The sequence below is a fragment of the Gemmobacter megaterium genome, assembly GCF_900156815.1.
GTDB classification, from domain to species: domain Bacteria; phylum Pseudomonadota; class Alphaproteobacteria; order Rhodobacterales; family Rhodobacteraceae; genus Wagnerdoeblera; species Wagnerdoeblera megaterium.
The window spans coordinates 472625-493079 of sequence record NZ_FTOT01000002.1; the positions used below are offsets into that span (position 1 = coordinate 472625).

Genomic DNA, 20455 nt, shown 5'->3' on the forward strand with positions numbered 1-20455 from the left:
GTCCCGCCTATCGCTTGTGATGGGCCTCGAACTCATGGCCATATCGGCCCGCATCCAGCCCCCGTGGCGCAAGCTCATAAGTGGAACGGCGCAGAAAATCCATCATCGCCTTGCTGTCTCCGAGAAAAGCCGCAAGCCGTGTGGCCGGAATCGGCGTGCCGATCACCAGACGCACTGGCCGATCCACCCGTGCACGAAATTCGCGCAGCAACAGCGCATGGCGCAGATTCAGGTGCAGGTGGCTGGCAAGCTGGAACAGGCGCGAGTTCGCCCCCTCGAACCACACCGGCACCACCGTTGCCCCGGTCCGCGAAATCAGCCGCGCGGTGAAACTGCGCCAGACCGGGTCCATCGGTTGTTCAAAAGGGCGCGCGGCGGTGGAGACCGTGCCGCCGGGAAACACTCCAATCGCGCCGCCCCCTGCAAGATAGGCCACCGCCTGCCCGCGCATGGCAATATTCGCCCGCCGCGCCGTGGTGGTTTCCGAAAAATCGACCGGCAGCACGACCTGCCGCAGGTCGGGCGCATTCCCAAGCACGGCATGGGCCATCAGGCGGAAATCCCCGCGCAACGCCGACAGGATATGCCCCATGACCAACCCATCGAGAATGCCGTAGGGGTGATTGGCGATCATCACCATCGGGCCGACCGTCGGCACATCATCAAAGCTGCCGCCCAGTAGTTCCAGATGCAGACCATACCGCCGCATCATCTCGCGCCAGAGATCGCCCGCAGGCACAAGCCCCGCATCATATCCGCGCGCACGACGCACCAGGGCCATGCGGCCGGTCAGGTTTTCGACGGTGCGGATCAGCAGCCGCCCAGCCGGGCTGCGCGCGGATGGCGCATAGGAGATCTGGGCCGCGATGGGCGAAGGCAGGGCGCTGCGGGCGGCGGTTTCATGGGGGACAAGCGCAGTCATGGGGCGGGCCTCCGGGGCGGATATGCCCCGTTGGTAGCCGGTGCCAGTGACGCTTTGACGACAGCGACAGGGCGTGTCAGGAATGCGGCATGACCCCGGACCGTCTGAACCTGCTGTTCATCACCATTGACCAGTTGCGCGCCGATGTGGTGGCGGGCGGGCTGCATGGCATTGTGCCGACCCCCGCGCTGGACCGCTTGCGGCGGGAAGGAACATGGTTTGCCGAGGCGTTCACCGCGGCCGTGCCCTGTGGCCCGGCCCGTGCCAGCCTGATGACGGGCCTGCATGCCTTCAACCATCGCGTTGTGCGGAATGGCGCCCCCCTGGCCCGGCACCATGCGACGCTGGGAACCGAACTGCGCAAACTGGGGCGCGAGCCGCTGTTGTTCGGCTACGGCGACATAGGCCCCGACCCCGGCGCCCATCATGCTGCCGACCCTGACATGTCCACCTATGAACTGCCCGCGCCAGGGTTCCGCGAAGTGCTGAACATGCGCTTCGAGGCACCGATGGACTGGATCGCCCATCTGCGCCGCAAGGGATATGACCTGCCAGCCCCGCAACCCGACCGCTGGTACGACCTGCACCGTTCGGAAGGCGGCGGTATCGCCGACCCGGCGCTGTACCGGGCCGAAGACAGCGACACCGCTTTTCTGACCGACCGCCTGCTCGAGGCGCTGGACGCCCGGCGCGATGGCACCTGGACCGTTCATGCCACCTATATCCGTCCGCATCCCCCCTTTGTGGCGCCCGCGCCCTGGAACAGCCTGGTGGATCCCCGGCTGGTTCCGCAGCCTGTCGCGGCGGCGCCAGATCACCCGTTCCGCAGCGCCTGGTTTTCCGAACCCGCCGCACGCGGGCTGTGGATGGGTTTCGATGGCAATGTCGCCGCACTGACACCGGCGCAGGTGGCCGACATGCGCGCGGTCTATCTTGGCCTGGTGGCCGAGGTGGACCACCATCTTGGCCGGGTGCTGGATTGGCTGGATGCGACGGGACTGGCCGACCGAACCTTGCTGATCGTGATGGCCGATCATGGCGAAATGCTGGGGGATCAGGGATACTGGGGCAAGGACACGGTCTTTGCCGCCGCGCATCAGGTGCCGATGATCGTGCGGGGGCCGGGGGTCATGGCTGGTCATCGGGTGGCCGGGCCGGTCTGCACCACATCGGTGGCGCCAACGCTGCTGACCGCATTGGGGGCGACGGTTCCGGCGGCGATGGATGGCGCCCCCCTGCAACCGCTGTTGTCTGGCGGCCATGTCGATGCCGATGCCTTTGCCCTGACAGAAATCGATCTTGCACATCCGGTGATCGGAACAAGATTCCAGCGGTATCTTGGACTTTCCGAGCATTCTGCCAATGCCGCCATCCTGCGCGAGGCACGCTGGACACTGGTGCATTTCAACGGTGGACTGCCGCCGATGCTGTTTGACCGGGCCGCCGATCCGCAGGAAACGCGCGACCTTGCACACGAGCCTGGGGCGGCACCCGAGATCAGCCGCCTGCGCACCCGGATGCTGGATCACCGCATGGCCCGCGCTGATCGACGCCTGACACATTGGAGCATCGGCGCCTGAGCCGGTGAGGCCGCCGTGCCGCATCGCGGGGGGGGCCTGCCCCCCAATGCCTGTAGCATTCCCGCAGGATACCCGGATCAATGCGACACGGGTGCATGGGCCGGGAGGTTGACCCGGCGCCACATTCTGTTAACCTGTTAATAGTAAATATGGAGGCGCGAGATGTTCGAACCAGCCCCCGACCTGCCGCGACTGGTGAGTTTCCTGCGGGACGGACACCCCGGATGGGGCGTGCTCCACGGGGATCATGTCGCGCCTTTGCCCGGCAGCCTGCGCAGCGCATTGGAGACTGCGGGGCTGATGGCCGCCCTCCCCCACGCCGGAGCGGCGATTCCGCTGTCGGAGGTGACGTTGACCATTCCGGTGCCGAATGCCGAAAAGATCATCTGTGTGGGTGTCAACTTTCCCGACCGCAATGCCGAATACAAGGATGGACAAGAGGCGCCGCCCAACCCGTCGCTGTTCATCCGCTTTGCGCGCAGTTTCACTGCCCATGGCCTGCCGCTGATCCGTCCGCCGGAATCAGATCAACTGGATTACGAAGGCGAGATCGCCATCGTGATCGGCACGGGCGGGCGGCGGATTGCCGAGGCGCAGGCGCTGGACCACATCGCCGGGCTGACGCTGGCCAACGAGGGCACCCTGCGCGACTGGGTGCGCCATGCCAAATTCAACGTGACCCAAGGCAAGAACTTCGACCGCTCGGGCGCCATGGGGCCATGGCTGGTGCCGTTCCGCAGCCCGGCGCAGTTGGAGGATATCGCACTGGAAACGCTGGTGAACGGCACTTTGCGGCAAAGCGACCGGACAGGGCGGATGATCTTTTCCTTTCGCCGGATCATCGCCTATGTTTCGACCTTCACCACGCTGGTGCCGGGCGATACCATCCTGTGCGGCACGCCGACTGGGGCGGGCGCACGGCTTGACCCGCCGGTCTGGCTGCGGCCGGGCGATGTGGTCGAGGTGCGGGTCGAAGGGATTGGACGCTTGGTCAACACCATTGCCGACGAATAGGGGAAACCGATGACCGAGCCAGAGATCGCCGCTGCCGCCGAGGCGCTGTGGCAGGCCGAACAGACCGGGGTGCAGACCGGGCTGCTATCGCAGGCCCATCCGGGCATGACCATGGACGATGCCTATGCGGTGCAGGCGGCGCTGGTCGCGCGCAAGCTGGCGGCGGGCCGCCGGGTGATCGGCTGGAAGATCGGCCTGACCTCGCGCGCAATGCAGCAGCAGTTGGGCATCGAGACCCCGGATTCCGGGGTTCTGCTGGAGGACATGGCGTTCGAGGATGGCGCGGTGATCCCCCGCGGCCGCTTCATCGCCCCCCGGATCGAGGCGGAGCTGGCCTTTGTGATGAAGGCGCCGCTGCTGGGCCCCGGAGTGCAGCCCTGGGATGTGCTGGCCGCGACGCAGGTGGTGGTTCCGGCGCTGGAAATCCTCGATACGCGGATCGTGCGGGTGGACCGCGCCACCGGGCAGGCGCGCACCATCGTGGACACGATCGCCGACAATGCCGCCAATGCGGGCATCGTCACAGGGGGGCGTGCCGTGGCCCCCGACACCGATCTGCGCTGGTGCGGCGCGATCCTGAGCCGCAATGGCGCGGTCGAGGAAACAGGCCTGGGCGCAGGTGTGCTGAACGATCCGGTCCGCGCGATTGCCTGGTTGGCGAACCGGCTCGCACTCTATAATCAGGGGCTCGAGGCCGGGCAGATCGTGCTGTCGGGGTCGTTCATCCGCGCGGTCGAATGCCGGCCGGGCGATACCATTTCCGCCGATTTCGGCCCGCTGGGCACGGTTTCGGTGCATTTTGACCGGGGACTCTGATGGCCGATGTCAACCGTTTCAAGGCCGCGCTGGCGGCAGGCCAGCCGCAGATCGGGCTATGGGTGGCGTTGGCCAGCGCCAATGTGGCCGAGCTTCTGGGCCATTGCGGCTATGACTGGCTGCTGATCGACGGGGAACACGCGCCGAATGACCTGCCGCTGATGCAGGCCCAGTTGCAGGCCATGCAGGCGGGGGGCAGCCATGCCGTTGTCCGCATTCCGGTGGGCGAGGTCTGGATGGTCAAACAGGCGCTGGACATCGGGGCCCAGACCATTCTGGTGCCCATGGTGGATACGGCAGCCGAGGCGGCTGAAATGGCGCGCGCCATGCGATATCCGCCCGCAGGCATCCGGGGCATGGGGGCGGCGCTGGCGCGCGCCTCGCGCTTTGGGATGGATACCGACTATGTGACAACCGCGAACGGGCAGGTCTGTCTGCTGGTGCAGCTCGAAAGCCGCAAGGCCCTGGAAAACCTGGACGCAATCTGCGCGGTGGACGGGGTGGACGGGGTGTTCATCGGCCCGGCCGACCTGTCGGCAGATATGGGTTTTCCGGGGAATTCCGGCGCGCCCCAGGTGCAGGCGGCCATTGCCGACGCCATGACGCGGATCGTGGCCAGCGGCAAGGCGGCGGGCATTCTGGTCGGCGGGGCCGAGGCGGGGCAGCGCGCCGTCGCCCAGGGCGCGACATTCGTGGCCATCGGCAGCGACGTGGGCGTGTTGCGCCAGGGGGCGCAGGCGCTGCGCGCGGCGATGGACGCGACGTGATCATGCGCGATGCGGTGGCAGCGGATGCTGCTGCCATCGCCAGCTTTCACACCCGGATCTGGCAACAGACCTACCGTGATCTTGCCCCGCCCGAAGCGATCGCCCGGCTGGATGTCGGGCACCGTCTGCGCCAGTGGGAACGGGTGTTGCGCGATCCGCCGACGCAGGCGGCAATCTTGGCCGAAACCTGCGGGGCGATTGCGGGGCTGGTCAGCTTTGGCGCCACGGATACGCCTGTCTATGACGGGCGGGCCGAATTGTCGCATCTGTATGTCGCCCCGGACCATCGCGGACGCGGGCTTGGCAGGCAGCTACTGGCGATGGCCCACGGGCGGCTGATGGCGGCGGGATTTCCCGGCATGGGGCTGGCGGTGGTGCGGGGCAACCATGCTGCACGGGCGTTCTATGCCGCCCTTGGCGGGATAGAGGCGGCAGCCTTTGCCGACCCCGGCCCCTTGTGGAAATCCGACAACCTGTTGGTGGTGTGGGGCGCTACACCGCCCGGTCCATCACAGTAGAACCGCTGATCCCGAACACCGGCGCCAGCAGGCGCAGGCGCTGATGACCAACCGCGCCGAACCCCAGGCGTTCATACAGCGCACGGGCGCGCGGGTTCTGATCCGCGACATCCAGCCGCAAACGGGCATAGCCGCGCGCGCGTGCCTCGGCGGCCAACGCCTCGATCAGCGCCGTGCCTATCCCGTGGCCACGCCATCCGCTGTCCACCGCCAGGCCGTCTATCAGAAAGCGGTCGTTGTCCTCGTCTGCGGACAGCCGGTTCAGCAGGGCAAACCTCCAGGCTGCACCCATTGGCCCATAAACCGCCGTCAGATGCGGACGGGTCAGCGACATGAACCCGCCGCGCGCGCTGCGAAATCCGGCGACGCCGACCACATCGGGGCGGTCGCGGGCCACAGCGACAATGGCGTGATCCGCGCGTATGGTGCGATCCAGCAGGGTCAGCGCCCGCGTTTCAGGCCCCAGCAAGCGGCCGAGCTTGCCACCGAAGGCCGACCAGTACAGCCGGGCCGCCTGGGCGACGGCCTCGGACGGCAGACCGTCCAGGCGCCGGATCATGCACATGCGACCTGACAAAATTCCCTGACCCCATGCCATTGCCCTTAGCCGCAGGATTGCCTAATCCGGTCAGGCAGGTCCATCCCCGATGAAAGCGCGCGCATGTCTGCCCCCTATCCCGAGAACCGCCGCATGGCGATGCTGCGCGGCATGTTGGCCAGCGCGCCCTTTCTGCTTGTCATCGTGCCTTTCGCGCTGCTGTTCGGTGTGGTGGCGACCGAGGCCGGGCTGAACATCGCCGAAGTCCTTGGCTTTTCCCTGGCGGTCTTTGCCGGGGCCGCCCAGTTCACCGCCTTGCAACTGATGCAGGAACAGGCGCCGACGCTGGTGGTGTTGGCGACCTCTCTGGCGGTGAACCTGCGGATGGGGATGTATTCGGCGGCCCTGACGCCATCGCTGGGCAAACTGTCCTTGGGCAAGCGCGCGGCAGTGGCGTTCTTTCTGGTGGACCAATCCTATGCCGCCTCGATGGTGGAATTCGAGAAGCGCCCCGAAATGACCACGGGCGAGCGGCTGGCCTTTTTCGCCGGCACCGTCCTGCCGGTCGCCCCCGCGTGGTACATCGCCACCTGGATCGGGGCGGTGGTCGGCGCACAGATTCCGCCAGAGTTCGCGCTGGATTTCGCGATGCCGATCACCTTCATTGCGATGACCGCCCCGATGCTGCGGACAGCCGCCCATATTGCTGCGGCTTTGGTGTCGGTCGTGGGCACGCTGGCGCTGGCCTGGATGCCGTTTTCGTCGGGTGTTCTGGTGGCTGCGCTGCTGGCGATGACAACCGGCGCAATGGTGGAGTTGTGGCGGGAGAAACGCACATGACCGGATATAGCGGCCTGCAAATCTGGCTGATCATCGTGGCGCTGGGGCTGGGCACCTTTCTGATCCGCTTTTCGTTTCTGGGGCTGGTCGGCGACCGCGAGTTGCCGCCCTTTGTCCTGCGGCTGCTGCGCTATACTGCCGTTGCGGTGATTCCGGGGCTGGTCGCGCCGCTGGTGGCATGGCCTGCTGCGACGGGCGGCCAGCCGGACGCTGCGCGCCTGTTGGCGGCCGCCGTCGCCTTGGGGCTGGGCGTGGCGTTCCGCAATGTCCTGCTGGCGATCTTTGGCGGCGCCGCGACGCTGTTCACCGTGCAGGCGCTGCTGGGATAGGGGGGCGCTGCCCCGGCATCAGGCGCCGGGACGAATGCCTGTCGCCGCGACGATGACCGGCGACATCTTCGGCACGCGGTTGGGATCGGCCTCGTCCGGGGAGCCGAATTCCACCGTGGTCTGCACGCCCGGCATATCGGCGACGGATTCCATCAGGCGGCGGGGGAACATCGTGCTTGTAACATTCCCGAACCCCGGCAACTGACGCAAGATCCCCGATGTGGCAGAGGCGCAGAATGCATCGGGGACCGGCCCGTTGGATTTGGCCAGTTGCAGCGCCAGTTCGGCAGCTTCGCCGGAAACGGGTATCCGCTGGATCACGGCGTGATAGGGGCCATGGGATTGAAAGGCGAAATAGCTGGCCTGCATCTGCGGGGTAAAGCCATAGCGCACATCGTTGCGTTCCGGTGCGTATCTGCTGTCCCAGTTTCCGGCAGGATCGAACAGCACCCGTTCGGAGGCGTTGATCACAAGCGCGCTGTGCGCGCCTTCGCCGGATCTGTCGTTGATCGAGGTGATCAACATCAGTTCAGGCTGACCACCCGGCGCATAGCGCGCGGCCTGCACAGCCTCGTCCGGGGCCCATACACGCTCACCAGCGCATCCCGAAAGCGCAACCGCAATGGCGATTGCGGCGATACCCTGCTTCACTGGCACGGTCAGGCGTTCACAAGAGCCATGAAGACCAACAGGACAATCACCAGCGCGACAACCCAGTTGGTAAAGCGGATAAAGCCGGCAAAGGTCTTTTCCTGTACGCGGATATCCATGCTGCCATGCTTGTGTTCGGCCATGCTCTCGGCTCCCTCGTTCGCGTTTTCAAAGTCGGTCTAGCCGATTCATCCGGCGCTGTCACGGGGCGTTAGCGCGTTCCCCTGACGGTCGAATCTCATCCTCACGCGGTGCTTGGGGAGATCGGCGAGGTCTGCGCCTCCTCCAGCCGAAAGCCGATGCGGCGCGGCGGCTCGCTGGGCGGGCTTTCCTTGCGCACCGCGCGCAGCATCACGTTCAACTGGCCAACATGCTGGATCAACTGCGTCCGCGCCCCGGTTTCGTCCTCGCCATAGAATGTCAGGATATCGGGATCGAAAAATCCCAGCCCCTCGATCCGCAAGACACCTGCATCGGATCCGGCAAAACCAAGCGCCACCTCGTGTTCGCCATCCAGCTGGCTTTCGAAATTGCGCAGATACAACAGAATCCGCTCATAGGCCCAGCGGGCCGGGCTTTTCGTTTCTGGCGGTTCTCGGGTCATGGCTTCGGGCAGCGGCTCCTGCTCGGCCATCGGCATGGACTCGGTCGCAGACGAGCACCGCGCAAGGCCGCGCATCCAGTCAAGCGCCGAGGCTTCGTGCACTTCTGCTGCGGTCATGATGTCGTCTGTGGTCATGTCTGTATCCTTTGCCAAAGCCAGGCGTCGTTCTCGCCGCGCCAGCGGCGGACCTCGCCCAGTTTCAGCAGATGGTTCAGGTGCGCAACCGATTCGACCATCGCCAGACCATAGGCATCCCCCGTGATCTCGCGTCCGAACAAGGGCACAAAGCACTCGCACGCGGTATGCGGCCGCGCCAGATGGGCGCGCAGCCGCTCCAGCGCACCATGATGATTGTCCACCATCTGGCGCAGGCGATGCGGCAGCCCCTTGAACGGCAGCTTGTGCCCTGGCAACACCAGTTGCCGGTCGGTGACATGGGGTTGCAGCCGGGCACAGGCCGCCATCCATTCCGCCAGCGGATCCGCCAGCGGCTCCGAGGCATGAACCCCGATATTGGCCGAGATGCCCGGCAGGATCTGGTCGCCGCCGATCACCAGGTCGCCGCCCACTTCCCAGAAGGTCGCATGTTCGGGGGCGTGCCCGTCGCCCATGCGGACAATCCAGTCGCGCCCGCCCATCCGGATTGTATCCCCTTCGACGATACGGCTGTATCCCAGCGGCAGGGGGGCCACGACATCGGCAAAGTTGTACGGCTTCTCCGCCGCGCGCTTGGCATAGATCTCGGGCGCCATGCCCGCGCCGCGCCAATAGGCCAGCGTTTCAGGGGTGGGCCGGTCCTCGACATCCAGCGTCAGCATCCGCGCATAAAGCCAGGCGGTGCGCGTCGTGACCAGTTCTGCACCCTGTTCCTGAAACCAGCCTGCCAGACCGATGTGATCGGGATGGTGATGCGTCACCACCACCCTGCGAACCGGACGAAAGGCCAGCGGCCCCGCCAGCAGCATGTCCCACGTCTTGCGGCACCGCCCGAAATCCGCCCCCGTATCGACGATGGTCCAGCCATCGCCATCATCCAGCGCATAGACATTCACATGGTCCAGCACCCAAGGCAGCGGGATACGCATCCACAGCACGCCTTCGGCCAGTTCGGTCGCAGTGCCCGGCACTGGCGCATCGGGAAACGGAAAGCGGATCTGAGCCGCCGACAGATCGGTCACGCTGCAAGATCCTCGGGGCTCAGGGCATAAAGGGCCGCCGCCCCATCCCGCATTTCCGCCAGCAGCGCGGTATACTGCGGCAACTGGCGGCGGATATAGACCTGTGCCAATGCGGCGCGCGCGCCCTGCCCGGCGTCGGCAATTGCCGCGCGCAGGTGGAAATGCGCCCCAAGCACCAGCGCAAAGGCGCGCAGATAGGCCACGGATCCGGCCAGCCGGTCCACCATGTCCTGCGCAACCAGCGCCTCGGTCCCCTCGCGCAGCGATTCGGCGGCATCCCAGACCTCGCCCGCCAGTTCGGGCAGATGCGTGCGGGCGGCCTCGGCTCCGTCCTGCACCTCTTGCAGCAGGCGGAACGCTGCCTCGCCTCCGTCCATCATCTTGCGGCCCACCAGATCAGCCGCCTGAATGCCGTTGGTCCCTTCGTAGATCGCCGTCACCCGCACATCGCGCAAATATTGCGCGGCCCCGGTCTCTTCGATGAAGCCCATGCCGCCATGCACCTGAATGCCTGTCTGCGCGACGGCAATGCCGGTATCCGTGCCATAGGCCTTGGTGATCGGCGTCAGCAAGGCCGCGCGGGCGGACCATTCGGCATCCCCCGTGGCGCGCGCCATGTCGATTGCCACGGCATTGGCCAGCGCGATGGCGCGGGCGGCGAACAATTCCGCCTTCATCCCCGCCAGCATCCGGCGCACATCGGGATGATCGACAATGGCGCCGGTCGTGCCGGTGATCGGCTTGCCCTGCTTGCGGTCGATCGCATAGGCCAGCGCATGTTGATAGGCGCCCTCGGCGACCGAAATCCCCTGAATACCAACACCCAGCCGGGCATTGTTCATCATGGTGAACATCGCGGCCATACCCTTGTGCGGCTCGCCCACCAGCCAGCCGGTCGCGCGGTCATATTCCATCACCGCTGTCGGGCTGCCATGCAGGCCCATCTTGTGCTCCAGGCTGACCACACGCAGCGAATTGGGCTGGCCTGGGTTGCCGTTTTCATCGGGAATCAGCTTGGGCACCAGAAACAGGCTGATCCCGCGGGTGCCCGGCGCACCGTCGGGCAAGCGCGCCAGCACCAGATGGCAGACGTTGCCGCCGAAATCATGATCGCCCCAGCTGATGAAGATCTTCTGGCCCGACACCGCATAGGTGCCATCGCCATTCGGCTCGGCCTTGCTGCGCAGCGCACCCACGTCAGACCCGGCCGACGGCTCCGTCAGGTTCATGGTGCCGGTCCATTCGCCCGAAATCAGCCGGGGCAGATACAGTGCCTGCAACTCCGGGCTGGCATGATGTTCCAGCGCCTCGATCTGGCCTTGCGTCAGCAGCGGATTCAGTTGCAGCCCCAGACAGGCCGCCCCCATCATGTCATTGACACAAGAGGTCAGGGCAATCGGCAAGCCCATCCCACCGTGATCCTGCCCCGCCGACAGCGCCACCCAGCCACCTTCGGCGATCTGGCCATAGGCCTCGGCAAAGCCGGGAGTGGTCCGGACGATGCCGTTCTCCAGCCGCGCGCCCTGCAAATCGGATGGGCGCTGCAACGGGGCCAACACCTCGTCGCACAACTTTCCGGCACCATTCAGGATCGCCTCGACAGTATCCGGTGTCGCCTCGGAAAAAAGATCGGTCGCGGCGACCTGCGAAAAGCCGACGACATGGTCCAGCAAAAAGCGGTATTCGGTGATCGGGGCACGAAAGGGCATGGTTCCTCCGGTTGGCTGGCGCCTTGCAGGCGCGGCCGCTCTGTGGCACGGGACATTTGCGCAAATGTTACCGCCTGCCCGCGCACCCGCAACCGATACGCCGCGTCAGATATGATTACCACCCTGCGTTTGTTGCCCGATGCCGATGGCATCGCCCGCTCTGCCGCCATTCTGAAGGATGGCGGGCTGGTCGCGTTCCCGACTGAAACGGTGTACGGCCTTGGCGGGGCTGCCACCATCGACAGCGCGGTCCAGGGTATCTACGCAGCCAAGCGCCGCCCTGGCCACAACCCGCTGATCGTGCATGTCCCCGACCTTGTGGCAGCCGAAAAGCTTGCCGTGTTCGATGAACAGTCCCGCAGGCTGGCCCATGCCTTCTGGCCCGGACCGATGACATTGGTTCTGCCACTGCGCGCAGGTGCCGGACTGTCCCAGCATGTCACCGCGGGCCATAGCAGCGTGGCGCTTCGCATCCCCGCGCATCCTGTGGCGCAGCAACTTCTGCGGGCGACCGGACTGCCCCTTGCCGCCCCATCCGCCAATCCCTCTGGCAGGATCAGCCCCACCACGGCCCGCCATGTGCTTGACGGCCTCTCGGGCCGCATCGCGGCGGTGCTGGACGGCGGGCCATGTACGGTCGGGGTCGAATCGACGATCATTGCGCCCGGCACCCCGGCCCGACTGCTGCGCCCCGGCGGTATCCCCATCGAGGCGCTGGAACTGGTGCTGGGTCACACACCCAGCCGCACCGCAGATGCCGCGCGCCCCCTGGCACCCGGACAGCTCGCCTCGCATTACGCGCCCGATGCGGCGCTGCGGCTGAACGTCACCACCCCGAACGCGGGCGAGATCTGGATCGGGTTTGGCCCATGCCCTGGCGCCGCGCTCTCGCTCTCGGCTTCGGGCGACGTGACCGAGGCGGCGACATGCCTGTTCGACATCCTGCGCCAGGCCGACGCACTGGCCGGTCCTGCGGGCCACATTGCCGTTGCGCCGGTGCCCTTGACCGGCCTCGGCCTCGCCATCAATGACCGCCTGATCCGGGCTGCGGCACCGCGCGGCTGAAGTCTCGCTGGTCCAGATACTCTGGGGGGCAGCGCCCGCTCGCATTGCGCAACCGCCCCGGAATAGCAAAATCAGCGCAAAGGCCGGAGGATCAGCCCAGACCGGCGATGATGGCGCGCAGCGTTTCGAGCCCTTCGCCCTTCTCGGACGAGGTGACGATGATCTCTGGATAGGCTGCGGGATGTTTCGAAAGTGCCGCCTGAACCTGCGCGATGGTTGCCTGCCGGGTTGCCAGGTTCACCTTGTCTGCCTTCGTCAGGACCACCTGGAAGGTGACGGCGGACTTGTCCAGCAGCGTCAGGATCTCCTGATCGACCGATTTGATCCCATGCCGCATGTCAACCAGCACGAACACCCGACGCAAAGTCGCGCGCCCGGCCAGATACTGCTTGAGCAGCGCCTGCCATTTGGCGACCACCGCCACCGGCGCCTCTGCATAGCCATAGCCCGGAAGGTCGACCATGTAGAACGACTCGCCTAGCGCGAAATAGTTGATCTCTTGCGTGCGCCCCGGCGTATTCGAGGCGCGCGCCAGGTTCTTGCGCCCGGTCAGACCGTTGATCAGGCTTGACTTTCCCACGTTGGAACGGCCGGCAAAGCAGAACTCCACACGATCCGCAGGTGGCAGGCCCGGCATGGCCACCACGCCTTTGACGAAATCGACCGGCCCTGCAAACAGCAGGCGCCCCTTTTCGCGGGCGAATTCCTCGGGCTCGGCAGCCAGCGGAAAGGTCAGCTGCATATCCGCACCTCGTCCCCGACGGCGACAGCGCCGTTCGTGATCACCTCGGCATAGAGGCCGAACTCCTGCTCGGACCAGAGCGTGTCGAGCGCGCGCAGCGTATCCCCGTCGACCTTTCCTGTCGCGGGGTTCACCGTTGTGGCCTTGCAACGGGTGATCCGTTCCCGGATACGCAAACGCACCGGGCCGACGTCCAGATCGGCCCCGACCAGATCCGTCTCCTGCCAGGGCGCCCAGCCCCTGACCCAAAGATTGCCGCGAAAGCGGTGCGGCGACAGCTCGATGCCCATATGCGCACTCAGCACCTCCAGCCGGTCCAGCGACAGGATGGAGACCGATGGCCAGTCGCTGTCCGTCAGGGGTTGGCGGGCGGTGACGATCTGCGCGGGCTGCGCGCGATCGGGCGGGTTCAGAGCCCGCAACCACGCGACTGCCCCGGCCATTTCCGCCTCGTCGCCCAACCGGAACACACAGGTGCCCCGTTCGGGATGGCTCAGGGTCAGGCGGCCCGTCGCCTCGTCCAGACGGCTTTCCAGCGCCATCAGTTCCGGGGCCTTGGCGCCGCGGGCAAAATTGGCGCAGCGGCTCCAGCCGCCTGCGGGATCAAGACGCGCCGCCTCGTGCGCCACGGCCCAGACACGGTCCCATGGCATGGCCTGCCCGGCGGAAAGGCAAACGGACGCGAGTTCCTCGCGTCCGTGGCCCTTCAACGGATGCCGGCAGATCAGGGCCAGCCGGGCCGTCATTTCTTGCCGGCCTTTTCAGGTGCCTTCGGCTTGTTGGCGGGTTTGGCCGCCGGATCCGGCTTGGGCTTGCGCTTCACGCTGGACTTGATGTTGCCAAAGATGTCCGGCTTGTGGCCATGGCTGCGCATGATCGCATATTGCTGCGAGAAGGTGATGATGTTGTTGGTGATCCAGTACACCACCAGGCCGCTGGCAAAGCCGCCCAGAATGAACATGAACACCCACGGCATCCAGGCAAAGACCTGCGCCTGCACCGGGTCGGTGGGGGCCGGGTTCAGCTTTTGCTGCAACCACATCGACAGCCCGAGCAGGATCGGCAGGATGCCGATGAAGATCAGCGCCAGGAACGAGGTCGGGTCCGGGGAGGCCCAGGGCAAAAGCCCGAACAGGTTGAAGATCGAGGTCGGATCCGGTGTCGACAGGTCGTTGAACACCCCGAAGAACGGCGCATGGCGCAGTTCGATGGTTACAAAGATCACCTTGTAGAGGCTGAAGAAGATCGGGATCTGCAACAGGATCGGCAGGCACCCGGCGGCCGGGTTGACCTTTTTGTCCCGATACAGCTTCATCATCTCTTGCTGCATCTTTTGGCGGTCGTCGCCGACGCGCTCCTTGAGCGCCTCCATCTCGGGCTGCAATTCCTTCATCCGCGCCATGCTGACGTAGGACTTGTAGGCCAGCGGCAGCACCAACGCCTTGAGGATGAAGGTCAGCGCGATGATCGCCCAGCCCATGTTCCCGATGATCGCGTTCAGCCAGTGGAGCAGCGCAAAGATCGGTTTGGTCAGAAAGAAGAACCAACCCCAGTCGATGGCGTCGATCAGGCCGGGCACCGGCTGGGCCGCTGCGTTCACCTCGGTTCCGAACAGCCGCGACATGAAGCCGGGGGTATTCTCGTACTCCCGCAGCAGCGCCCATTCCTTGGCGCCCGCGAACAGGCGGCTTTCGACGGTGGTCGTCTCACCCGGCGCGACGGAAACGGCGGCCATGCGGGTTTCGGTCTGCCAGACATCGCGCGAGGGGAAATACTTCTGCACAGCGGCAAAGGTCTGGTCCGCCCCCGGAATCAGGGTGGTCATCCAGTATTTGTCACCAAAACCCAACCATCCCGAGGCGGCGGCCTGCGCCGTCACCATCGGCACGCCTTCGGTTGGCGATACTGCGGCCTCCTGGATGTCGGAGTAATCCAGCTCGGTCAGGCGGCCATCCACCATCTGGATGGTGCCTTCATGGCTGATGAAGAAATTCTCCAGATCCTGGGGCAGTCCATGCCGGGCGACGAGGCCATAAGGGGCCAGACGTGCCGCTTCGGTACCCGTGTTCGTCACCGACTGGGTGATCGAGAACATGAAGTTGTCGTCCACCGCGATCGTGCGGCGGAAGGTCAGCCCCTTGTCATTCGCCCATTCCAGCACCACAGGCTTGCCCGGTGCCAGCGTATCGCCCTGGGCCACCGACCATTCGGTGTTCGGTCCCGGCACATCGGTATCGGCAAGATTGCCGCCCGGCGCCCAGCCATAAAGCGCATAATAGGCATTCGCCCCACCCATGGGCCGCAGCAGACGCACGATATCCGCGCCATCCTCGGCGGTCTCGCGGTAGTCGCGCAGGCTCAGATCGTCCAGCCGCCCCCCGGTCAGCGCGATGGATCCGGTCAGCCGCGGGGTTTCCACCGCGATCCGGGCCGTTTCCGGCGCTGTTTCGGGTGTCGCCGCCGTGGCGCCCGGCCCGGTCAGCGCCGGAGGGACCGCACCTTCGGGCGCGGCAGCCACGGGCACGTTCGGGTCCACCGCCGGCTGCTCGGGCGGGAACAGGACGAACCACACGAGGATCACGAGGAAGCTCAGCGCCGTCGCAAGAATGAGGTTCTTGTTCTGATCGTTCATGATGGGGGGGCTACCTGCCAATTCTGGTCAGCGCGGTTCAACAGAACGGGGACCGAAAGGTCAAGCGGAAACGCCGCCCGGCCCGGTAACAACCGGCAACCTTCTGCCCCTGGCCAGTCATCCCGGCGGTATTGCCACCATTCGCCGCGGGTTCGGCCCCCCGTGGCAGCGGGGAACGACGCCCCCGCCTGCCTGCCCGGCAAGCGCCGGTTCACACCGGCACGAACCGGCCGAGTTCGGGCTCGTACTGCTCCAGCGTTCCTTCGCCGGTAGAGGTCCACAGGCCATGCAGCGTCAGTTCCTCGGTTTCGACCGCCGCGCGCACGAAGGGAAAGGTCATCAGGTTTTCCAGGCTGACCAGAACCGCCTCTTTCTCCAGCGCGCCCAGCCGATCACCTTCCGGCAGATGGGAGACACGTTCGAAACCAGGGCGCAGGATGTCCATCCAACGGCCGACAAAGCTGGTCTTTTCCTCCAGCGCGGGCGCATGGCCGCTGCACATGTCGTGGCAGCCCTTGACGCCACCGCAGTTCGCATGGCCCAGCACCACCACATGCGCCACCTTCAGCGCGGTCACGGCATATTCCACCGCCGCCGAGGTGCCGTGCGGCTCGCCATCGGCCTGATAGGGCGGAACAAGATTGGCGATGTTGCGGTGAATGAAGAATTCGCCCTCGTCCGCGCCAAAAATCGAGGTGACATGCACCCGGCTGTCGCAACAGGAAATCACCATGGCGCGGGGATGCTGCCCCCCCGTGGCCAGCTTTCGGTACCAGGCCTTGTTGTCCTGCCATGTGGTCGCGCGCCAACCGTGAAAGCGCTGGATAAGATAACTGGGAAGGGGGCGGGCCATGTTCATCTGAGGTCTCTCCTTGCCTGGGTGTTCACATAGGATGCGGGATGGAAGAATTCGAGATATTTTTGCGATGCGACGAAACGGATTCTTCAGCATGACCCCACATTCTGCCGCCGGGTGAACGGGAATGATGTGGAGGGTGCCGTGGCTGCATTGGTCACGTATCTATGTCCGCGCGAACGGATCTGGCTTGATCCGTCGCGGATCGGATTGTTGTATGCCGAACTTGGCGGGGCCGAGGTGCAGGCCCTGCTGGATCGCGCCATGGCGGAACTGGCCGACGTGCATGAAGACTTGCGCCTGCACTATGTCGCGCGCGATCTGGATGGCTTTTCCCGCAGCCTGCGGCGGATGCGGCGGATCGCGGATCATCTGGGCCTGACCACGGTGGCCCGGATCACGGGCGATGTATCCGATTGTCTGGAACGCGCCGATCCGACGGCCCTGTCCGCCACCTGGGCGCGGCTGTCCCGCAGCGCCGAACAGGCGCAGACGGGCAACTGGAACAGCATCTGACGCAGCCAAACTAGGCGCGCGGCTGGTGAAAGCGAATCGTCACCTTACCACGATCGCATGACAGCCATGCATCCGCGCGACCGCCCCTTGCGGCTGCCGATGAGAGGGATAGGCTGACCTCAACAGGAGGATCCGCCATGACCGACCCGCACCGCCTTGCGTTCGCCCCGGCCGATGCCGACGCACTGCCCTTGCATGTGGTCCGGCAAGAAGACGCCGGGGACTTTCTTGCTGGGCAGCCCCTGGCTGCACGAACCTGGCTGGAGGCACAAGGATGGACTGGCGCGGCAGGCGATCCGGTTCTGCTGGCAGGCGATGGCGGTGCCGTGGCAGGTGCGGTCATGGGGCTGGGCGATGCCACAGCCCGCGCGCGGCAGCGGTTTGCCGTCGCCCGTGCGGCCGCAAAGCTGCCTGCCGGGGTCTGGACCCTGAAGGGAGATCTGACCGCAGAAGAGCGCGACGAGGCGGCGCTTGGCTGGCTGCTGGCAGGCTACCGCTTCGACCGCTACCGCAGCACCAAGGCCCCCGGCGCACGACTTGTCGCCCCCGACGGCTGTGATGCCCGGCGCATCGAGGTCATCGCCAATGCCGAGGCGCTGACCCGCGACCTGATCAATACCCCTGCCGCCGATATGGGGCCTGCCGAGTTGCAAGCCGCGGTCGTCGCCATGGCCGAACGTCATGCCGCCCGACTGACCTGCATTCTGGGGGACGATCTTCTGGCGCAGAACCTACCCATGATCCATGCCGTCGGACGGGCCAGCCCCCGCGCGCCGCGATTGCTGGACCTGCGCTGGGGCGACAGCGGCCCCAGCGTGACGCTGGTTGGCAAGGGCGTGTGCTTTGACACCGGTGGCCTGGACCTGAAACCCGCCTCTGGACTGTTGCTGATGAAAAAGGACATGGGCGGGGCGGCCACGGTGATCGGGCTGGCCGAGATGATCATGGCCACCCGCCTGCCGGTGCGGCTGCGGGTCTTGATCCCGGCGGTGGAGAACGCGGTTTCGGGCAATGCGATGCGCCCGCGCGACATTCTGACAAGCCGCAAGGGCCTGACAGTCGAGGTGAACAATACCGATGCCGAAGGGCGCCTTGTGCTGGCCGATGCCATGGCGCTGGCCTGTGAGGACGCGCCCGACCTGCTGGTGACGATGGCGACGTTGACCGGGGCGGCACGCGTTGCGCTGGGGGCGGATCTGCCGCCCTATTATACCGATGACGACACGGTGGCGCAGGCGCTGGACCAGGCCGCGCGCCGGGTGCGTGATCCGGTGTGGCGTATGCCCTTCTGGGATGCCTATGAGCCGCAGATCGAGCCTGGCATCGCCGATCTGGACAATGCGCCCGGCGGCGGCATGGCCGGGTCGATCACGGCGGCACTGTTCCTGCGCCGCTTTGCCGATGCGCCGCGCTATGTGCATTTCGACATCTACTGCAACCAGATCTCGGATGCCCCCGCCCGTCCCAAGGGGGGTGTCGGCCAGGGCGCACGCGCCCTGTTCGCCGCCCTGCCCGCCGTGTTGGGGGTGTAACATCATGGATCGTCGCACCACGCCATTTTCCGGCCGCATCGCCCATAGTTCGTTGCAAGGCGAGGTCCAGGCCGACGGCTATACAGACGGCACACCCGCCCGCGTGGTCTGGCCGCTCGCCGATCTGAACCGCAGCCCCGGTGGCGCCAGGGATCGTCAGGTGCTGTGGGGCGACAGGATGTGCGTGATCGACCGGCGCGACGGTCATGCCTATGTCCGCGCGGACAAGGACGGGTATTGCGGCTGGATTTCAGAGAGCGCCCTTGGCCCCGATCATCCCGTGACCCACCGCGTCACCAGCCTGTTCAGCCAGATCTACCCCGAGCCCCGCGTCCAGGCGCGCGAAACGCTGACCCTGCCATTCGGGGCCCAGGTGCAGGTGCTGTCCGTTGGCGGCAAATTCGTGGAAACGCCGCAAGGGTTTGTCCCGCTGGCCCATCTGCGCCCGCACGGCGACCATGATGCCGATCCGGTTGCGGTGGCCGCGCGGTTCCTGGGCGTGCCGTATCTGTGGGGCTGCAACAGCGCCTCGGGGCTGGATTGCTCCGGGCTGGCGCAGGGCGCGATGCTGGCCTGCGGCATCGCCTGCCCCGGCGACAGCGATCTTCAGGCCGCCGCCGGCGCGGAGGTGGCCGAAGATGCGCTGGCCCCCGGCGACCTGGTGTTCTGGAAGGGTCACGTCGCCATCGTGTCAGATGTGGACGAGATCATCCACGCCACGGCCGCCTACATGTCGGTGGTGCGCGAACCGCTGCACAAGGCGGTGTCGCGTATCATGGCGCAAGGGGGCGGGCCGGTGACACACCGGCGCCGCCTGCGCTGAAACGGCCGCTTACAGCGTCCGCAGCCACCGGCGCAGGATACGCTCCAACTTGGCGGCACCCATCGGGGCGCTGGCCTTGGTATGTTCGTGGCTGATGTTTTCGTCGCTCATGCCTGCCGCCATGTTGGTAATCACCGACACCGCCCCGCAGGTCAGGCCATAAAAGCGCGCCAGGATCACCTCGGGCACCGTCGACATGCCCACCGCATCCGCACCCAGCAGTTTCAACATGCGGATTTCGGCCGGAGTTTCGAAGTTGGGACCAGAGTACCAGGCGTAGACACCTTCGTTCAGAGGCAGATCCTCGGCCTTGGCCGCCGCCTTCAGCCCGGCGCGAATGGCGGGGTCATAGGCGTTGGTCAGGTTGACGAACCGCGCATCCGTGGGCTCCCCGATCAGCGGCGACCGGCCGGAATAATTGATATGATCGGCAATCAGCATCAGCGCGCCAGGCGGATTTTCTGGCAGGAACGATCCGGCGGCATTGGTCAGGATCAGCGTATCGGCACCCAGCCCCTTGAGCACCTCGATCGGCAGGCGCATCGCATCGGCGCGGCCTTCCTCGTAGTAATGCGCGCGGCCGCCGAACACAGCCACCGGCACCCCTTCCAGCGTGCCGACCACCAGCTTGCGTGTGTGGCCCGAGACCCCCGCATGGGGAAAGCCCGGCAGGTCGTCATAGTCGATGGCGACGCCCTGCACCGCTTCGGTCAGATGACCAAGGCCCGAACCAAGGATCAGGCCAAGGCGCACCTTGGCGCCTCCGGTACGGGCATTGATGATGGCAAGTGCCTCGGCGGCTGACATGGGCAATCTCCTGCTG

The 20455-nt window shown here is 66.0% G+C and carries 23 protein-coding genes; 11 read left to right on the top strand and 12 right to left on the bottom strand.

Annotated elements, in window-relative coordinates:
- Nucleotides 1-7 precede the first annotated feature (7 nt).
- Complete coding sequence (locus tag BW970_RS06760; RefSeq protein ID WP_076529640.1) at nucleotides 8-922, bottom strand: lysophospholipid acyltransferase family protein; 915 nt, start codon at nucleotides 920-922, stop codon at nucleotides 8-10.
- Nucleotides 923-1011: 89 nt separating this feature from the next.
- Between BW970_RS06760 and BW970_RS06765 the strand changes: the two genes are divergently transcribed.
- From BW970_RS06765 to BW970_RS06785, 5 genes are all read left to right on the top strand, one after another.
- Entirely contained in the window at nucleotides 1012-2502 is a 1491-nt protein-coding gene (locus BW970_RS06765) for a sulfatase-like hydrolase/transferase (RefSeq protein WP_076529641.1), read from the top strand.
- A gap of 162 nt (nucleotides 2503-2664) precedes the next feature.
- Nucleotides 2665-3516 (top strand): fumarylacetoacetate hydrolase family protein, encoded by an 852-nt coding sequence (locus BW970_RS06770; protein ID WP_076529642.1) that lies wholly within the window; start codon nucleotides 2665-2667, stop codon nucleotides 3514-3516.
- Between the two features lie 9 nt (nucleotides 3517-3525).
- Nucleotides 3526-4332: a 2-oxo-hept-4-ene-1,7-dioate hydratase gene (gene hpaH / locus BW970_RS06775; RefSeq protein WP_076529643.1), complete on the top strand. Its 807-nt coding sequence runs from the start codon at nucleotides 3526-3528 to the stop codon at nucleotides 4330-4332.
- Entirely contained in the window at nucleotides 4329-5099 is a 771-nt protein-coding gene (locus BW970_RS06780; RefSeq protein WP_076529644.1) for an HpcH/HpaI aldolase family protein, read from the top strand. Before hpaH ends, BW970_RS06780 begins: the two co-directional genes overlap by 4 nt.
- 2 nt (nucleotides 5100-5101) lie before the next feature.
- Complete coding sequence (locus tag BW970_RS06785) at nucleotides 5102-5617, top strand: GNAT family N-acetyltransferase (protein ID WP_076529645.1); 516 nt, start codon at nucleotides 5102-5104, stop codon at nucleotides 5615-5617.
- Here BW970_RS06785 and BW970_RS06790 read toward each other — a convergent pair.
- Nucleotides 5592-6176, bottom strand: coding sequence for a GNAT family N-acetyltransferase (locus tag BW970_RS06790; protein ID WP_076530187.1), 585 nt, complete (start codon nucleotides 6174-6176; stop codon nucleotides 5592-5594). The two genes, BW970_RS06785 and BW970_RS06790, sit on opposite strands and share 26 nt — an antisense overlap.
- A 102-nt stretch (nucleotides 6177-6278) precedes the next feature.
- Here BW970_RS06790 and BW970_RS06795 point away from each other — a divergent pair, with 102 nt between their 5' ends.
- Nucleotides 6279-6995, top strand: a complete 717-nt coding sequence (locus BW970_RS06795; protein WP_076529646.1) for an AzlC family ABC transporter permease — start codon at nucleotides 6279-6281, stop codon at nucleotides 6993-6995.
- The gene (locus BW970_RS06800; RefSeq protein ID WP_076529647.1) at nucleotides 6992-7324 is read left to right on the top strand and encodes an AzlD domain-containing protein; all 333 of its coding nucleotides are present in this window, start codon (nucleotides 6992-6994) and stop codon (nucleotides 7322-7324) included. The genes BW970_RS06795 and BW970_RS06800 overlap by 4 nt, the downstream gene beginning before the upstream one ends.
- 18 nt (nucleotides 7325-7342) lie before the next feature.
- Here BW970_RS06800 and BW970_RS06805 read toward each other — a convergent pair whose 3' ends face one another.
- The 5 genes from BW970_RS06805 to BW970_RS06825 form a co-directional block, all read right to left on the bottom strand.
- Nucleotides 7343-7975 carry a hypothetical protein gene (locus tag BW970_RS06805; RefSeq protein ID WP_076529648.1) on the bottom strand — a complete coding sequence of 211 codons (633 nt, stop codon included), beginning with the start codon at nucleotides 7973-7975 and terminating at the stop codon, nucleotides 7343-7345.
- Between the two features lie 8 nt (nucleotides 7976-7983).
- Complete coding sequence (locus BW970_RS06810) at nucleotides 7984-8118, bottom strand: aa3-type cytochrome c oxidase subunit IV (protein WP_076529649.1); 135 nt, start codon at nucleotides 8116-8118, stop codon at nucleotides 7984-7986.
- A 101-nt stretch (nucleotides 8119-8219) separates the two neighbouring features.
- A complete protein-coding gene (locus tag BW970_RS06815) occupies nucleotides 8220-8714 on the bottom strand; it encodes a DUF6173 family protein (RefSeq protein ID WP_076529650.1) in 495 nt (164 codons plus the stop codon).
- Entirely contained in the window at nucleotides 8711-9748 is a 1038-nt protein-coding gene (locus BW970_RS06820) for an MBL fold metallo-hydrolase (RefSeq protein ID WP_076530189.1), read from the bottom strand. The genes BW970_RS06815 and BW970_RS06820 overlap by 4 nt, the downstream gene beginning before the upstream one ends.
- A gap of 5 nt (nucleotides 9749-9753) precedes the next feature.
- Nucleotides 9754-11466 carry an acyl-CoA dehydrogenase family protein gene (locus tag BW970_RS06825; protein WP_076529651.1) on the bottom strand — a complete coding sequence of 571 codons (1713 nt, stop codon included), beginning with the start codon at nucleotides 11464-11466 and terminating at the stop codon, nucleotides 9754-9756.
- A gap of 114 nt (nucleotides 11467-11580) precedes the next feature.
- Between BW970_RS06825 and BW970_RS06830 the strand changes: the two genes are divergently transcribed.
- Nucleotides 11581-12531, top strand: a complete 951-nt coding sequence (locus tag BW970_RS06830; protein ID WP_076530191.1) for an L-threonylcarbamoyladenylate synthase — start codon at nucleotides 11581-11583, stop codon at nucleotides 12529-12531.
- Nucleotides 12532-12622: 91 nt separating this feature from the next.
- Here BW970_RS06830 and yihA read toward each other — a convergent pair whose 3' ends face one another.
- From yihA to BW970_RS06850, 4 genes are all read right to left on the bottom strand, one after another.
- Nucleotides 12623-13273, bottom strand: coding sequence for a ribosome biogenesis GTP-binding protein YihA/YsxC (gene yihA, locus BW970_RS06835; RefSeq protein ID WP_076529652.1), 651 nt, complete (start codon nucleotides 13271-13273; stop codon nucleotides 12623-12625).
- The gene (locus BW970_RS06840; RefSeq protein WP_327078214.1) at nucleotides 13264-13926 is read right to left on the bottom strand and encodes an MOSC domain-containing protein; all 663 of its coding nucleotides are present in this window, start codon (nucleotides 13924-13926) and stop codon (nucleotides 13264-13266) included. The genes yihA and BW970_RS06840 overlap by 10 nt, the downstream gene beginning before the upstream one ends.
- A gap of 89 nt (nucleotides 13927-14015) precedes the next feature.
- Nucleotides 14016-15905, bottom strand: coding sequence for a membrane protein insertase YidC (gene yidC, locus BW970_RS06845; protein ID WP_076529654.1), 1890 nt, complete (start codon nucleotides 15903-15905; stop codon nucleotides 14016-14018).
- 211 nt (nucleotides 15906-16116) lie between these two features.
- A complete protein-coding gene (locus BW970_RS06850) occupies nucleotides 16117-16764 on the bottom strand; it encodes a carbonic anhydrase (protein ID WP_076529655.1) in 648 nt (215 codons plus the stop codon).
- Nucleotides 16765-16905: 141 nt separating this feature from the next.
- On the opposite strand from BW970_RS06850, the gene BW970_RS06855 reads away from it, so the two are divergent.
- From BW970_RS06855 to BW970_RS06865, 3 genes are all read left to right on the top strand, one after another.
- Nucleotides 16906-17277, top strand: coding sequence for a hypothetical protein (locus BW970_RS06855; protein WP_144038896.1), 372 nt, complete (start codon nucleotides 16906-16908; stop codon nucleotides 17275-17277).
- Nucleotides 17278-17414: 137 nt separating this feature from the next.
- A complete protein-coding gene (locus BW970_RS06860; protein ID WP_076529657.1) occupies nucleotides 17415-18809 on the top strand; it encodes a leucyl aminopeptidase family protein in 1395 nt (464 codons plus the stop codon).
- A gap of 4 nt (nucleotides 18810-18813) precedes the next feature.
- Nucleotides 18814-19632, top strand: a complete 819-nt coding sequence (locus tag BW970_RS06865; RefSeq protein WP_076529658.1) for a C40 family peptidase — start codon at nucleotides 18814-18816, stop codon at nucleotides 19630-19632.
- 9 nt (nucleotides 19633-19641) lie between these two features.
- Here BW970_RS06865 and BW970_RS06870 read toward each other — a convergent pair whose 3' ends face one another.
- Nucleotides 19642-20439: a purine-nucleoside phosphorylase gene (locus BW970_RS06870; RefSeq protein ID WP_076529659.1), complete on the bottom strand. Its 798-nt coding sequence runs from the start codon at nucleotides 20437-20439 to the stop codon at nucleotides 19642-19644.
- Nucleotides 20440-20455: the final 16 nt, after the last annotated feature.

Coding starts and splice junctions, on each gene's coding strand:
- BW970_RS06760 (WP_076529640.1), bottom strand. CDS start 922: ATGACTGCGCTTGTCCCCCATGAAACCGCCGCCCGCAGCGCCCTGCCT.
- BW970_RS06765 (WP_076529641.1), top strand. CDS start 1,012: ATGACCCCGGACCGTCTGAACCTGCTGTTCATCACCATTGACCAGTTG.
- BW970_RS06770 (WP_076529642.1), top strand. CDS start 2,665: ATGTTCGAACCAGCCCCCGACCTGCCGCGACTGGTGAGTTTCCTGCGG.
- hpaH (WP_076529643.1), top strand. CDS start 3,526: ATGACCGAGCCAGAGATCGCCGCTGCCGCCGAGGCGCTGTGGCAGGCC.
- BW970_RS06785 (WP_076529645.1), top strand. CDS start 5,102: ATGCGCGATGCGGTGGCAGCGGATGCTGCTGCCATCGCCAGCTTTCAC.
- BW970_RS06790 (WP_076530187.1), bottom strand. CDS start 6,176: ATGATCCGGCGCCTGGACGGTCTGCCGTCCGAGGCCGTCGCCCAGGCG.
- BW970_RS06795 (WP_076529646.1), top strand. CDS start 6,279: ATGTCTGCCCCCTATCCCGAGAACCGCCGCATGGCGATGCTGCGCGGC.
- BW970_RS06800 (WP_076529647.1), top strand. CDS start 6,992: ATGACCGGATATAGCGGCCTGCAAATCTGGCTGATCATCGTGGCGCTG.
- BW970_RS06810 (WP_076529649.1), bottom strand. CDS start 8,118: ATGGCCGAACACAAGCATGGCAGCATGGATATCCGCGTACAGGAAAAG.
- BW970_RS06815 (WP_076529650.1), bottom strand. CDS start 8,714: ATGACCACAGACGACATCATGACCGCAGCAGAAGTGCACGAAGCCTCG.
- BW970_RS06825 (WP_076529651.1), bottom strand. CDS start 11,466: ATGCCCTTTCGTGCCCCGATCACCGAATACCGCTTTTTGCTGGACCAT.
- yihA (WP_076529652.1), bottom strand. CDS start 13,273: ATGCAGCTGACCTTTCCGCTGGCTGCCGAGCCCGAGGAATTCGCCCGC.
- BW970_RS06840 (WP_327078214.1), bottom strand. CDS start 13,926: ATGCCATGGGACCGTGTCTGGGCCGTGGCGCACGAGGCGGCGCGTCTT.
- yidC (WP_076529654.1), bottom strand. CDS start 15,905: ATGAACGATCAGAACAAGAACCTCATTCTTGCGACGGCGCTGAGCTTC.
- BW970_RS06850 (WP_076529655.1), bottom strand. CDS start 16,764: ATGAACATGGCCCGCCCCCTTCCCAGTTATCTTATCCAGCGCTTTCAC.
- BW970_RS06860 (WP_076529657.1), top strand. CDS start 17,415: ATGACCGACCCGCACCGCCTTGCGTTCGCCCCGGCCGATGCCGACGCA.
- BW970_RS06865 (WP_076529658.1), top strand. CDS start 18,814: ATGGATCGTCGCACCACGCCATTTTCCGGCCGCATCGCCCATAGTTCG.
- BW970_RS06870 (WP_076529659.1), bottom strand. CDS start 20,439: ATGTCAGCCGCCGAGGCACTTGCCATCATCAATGCCCGTACCGGAGGC.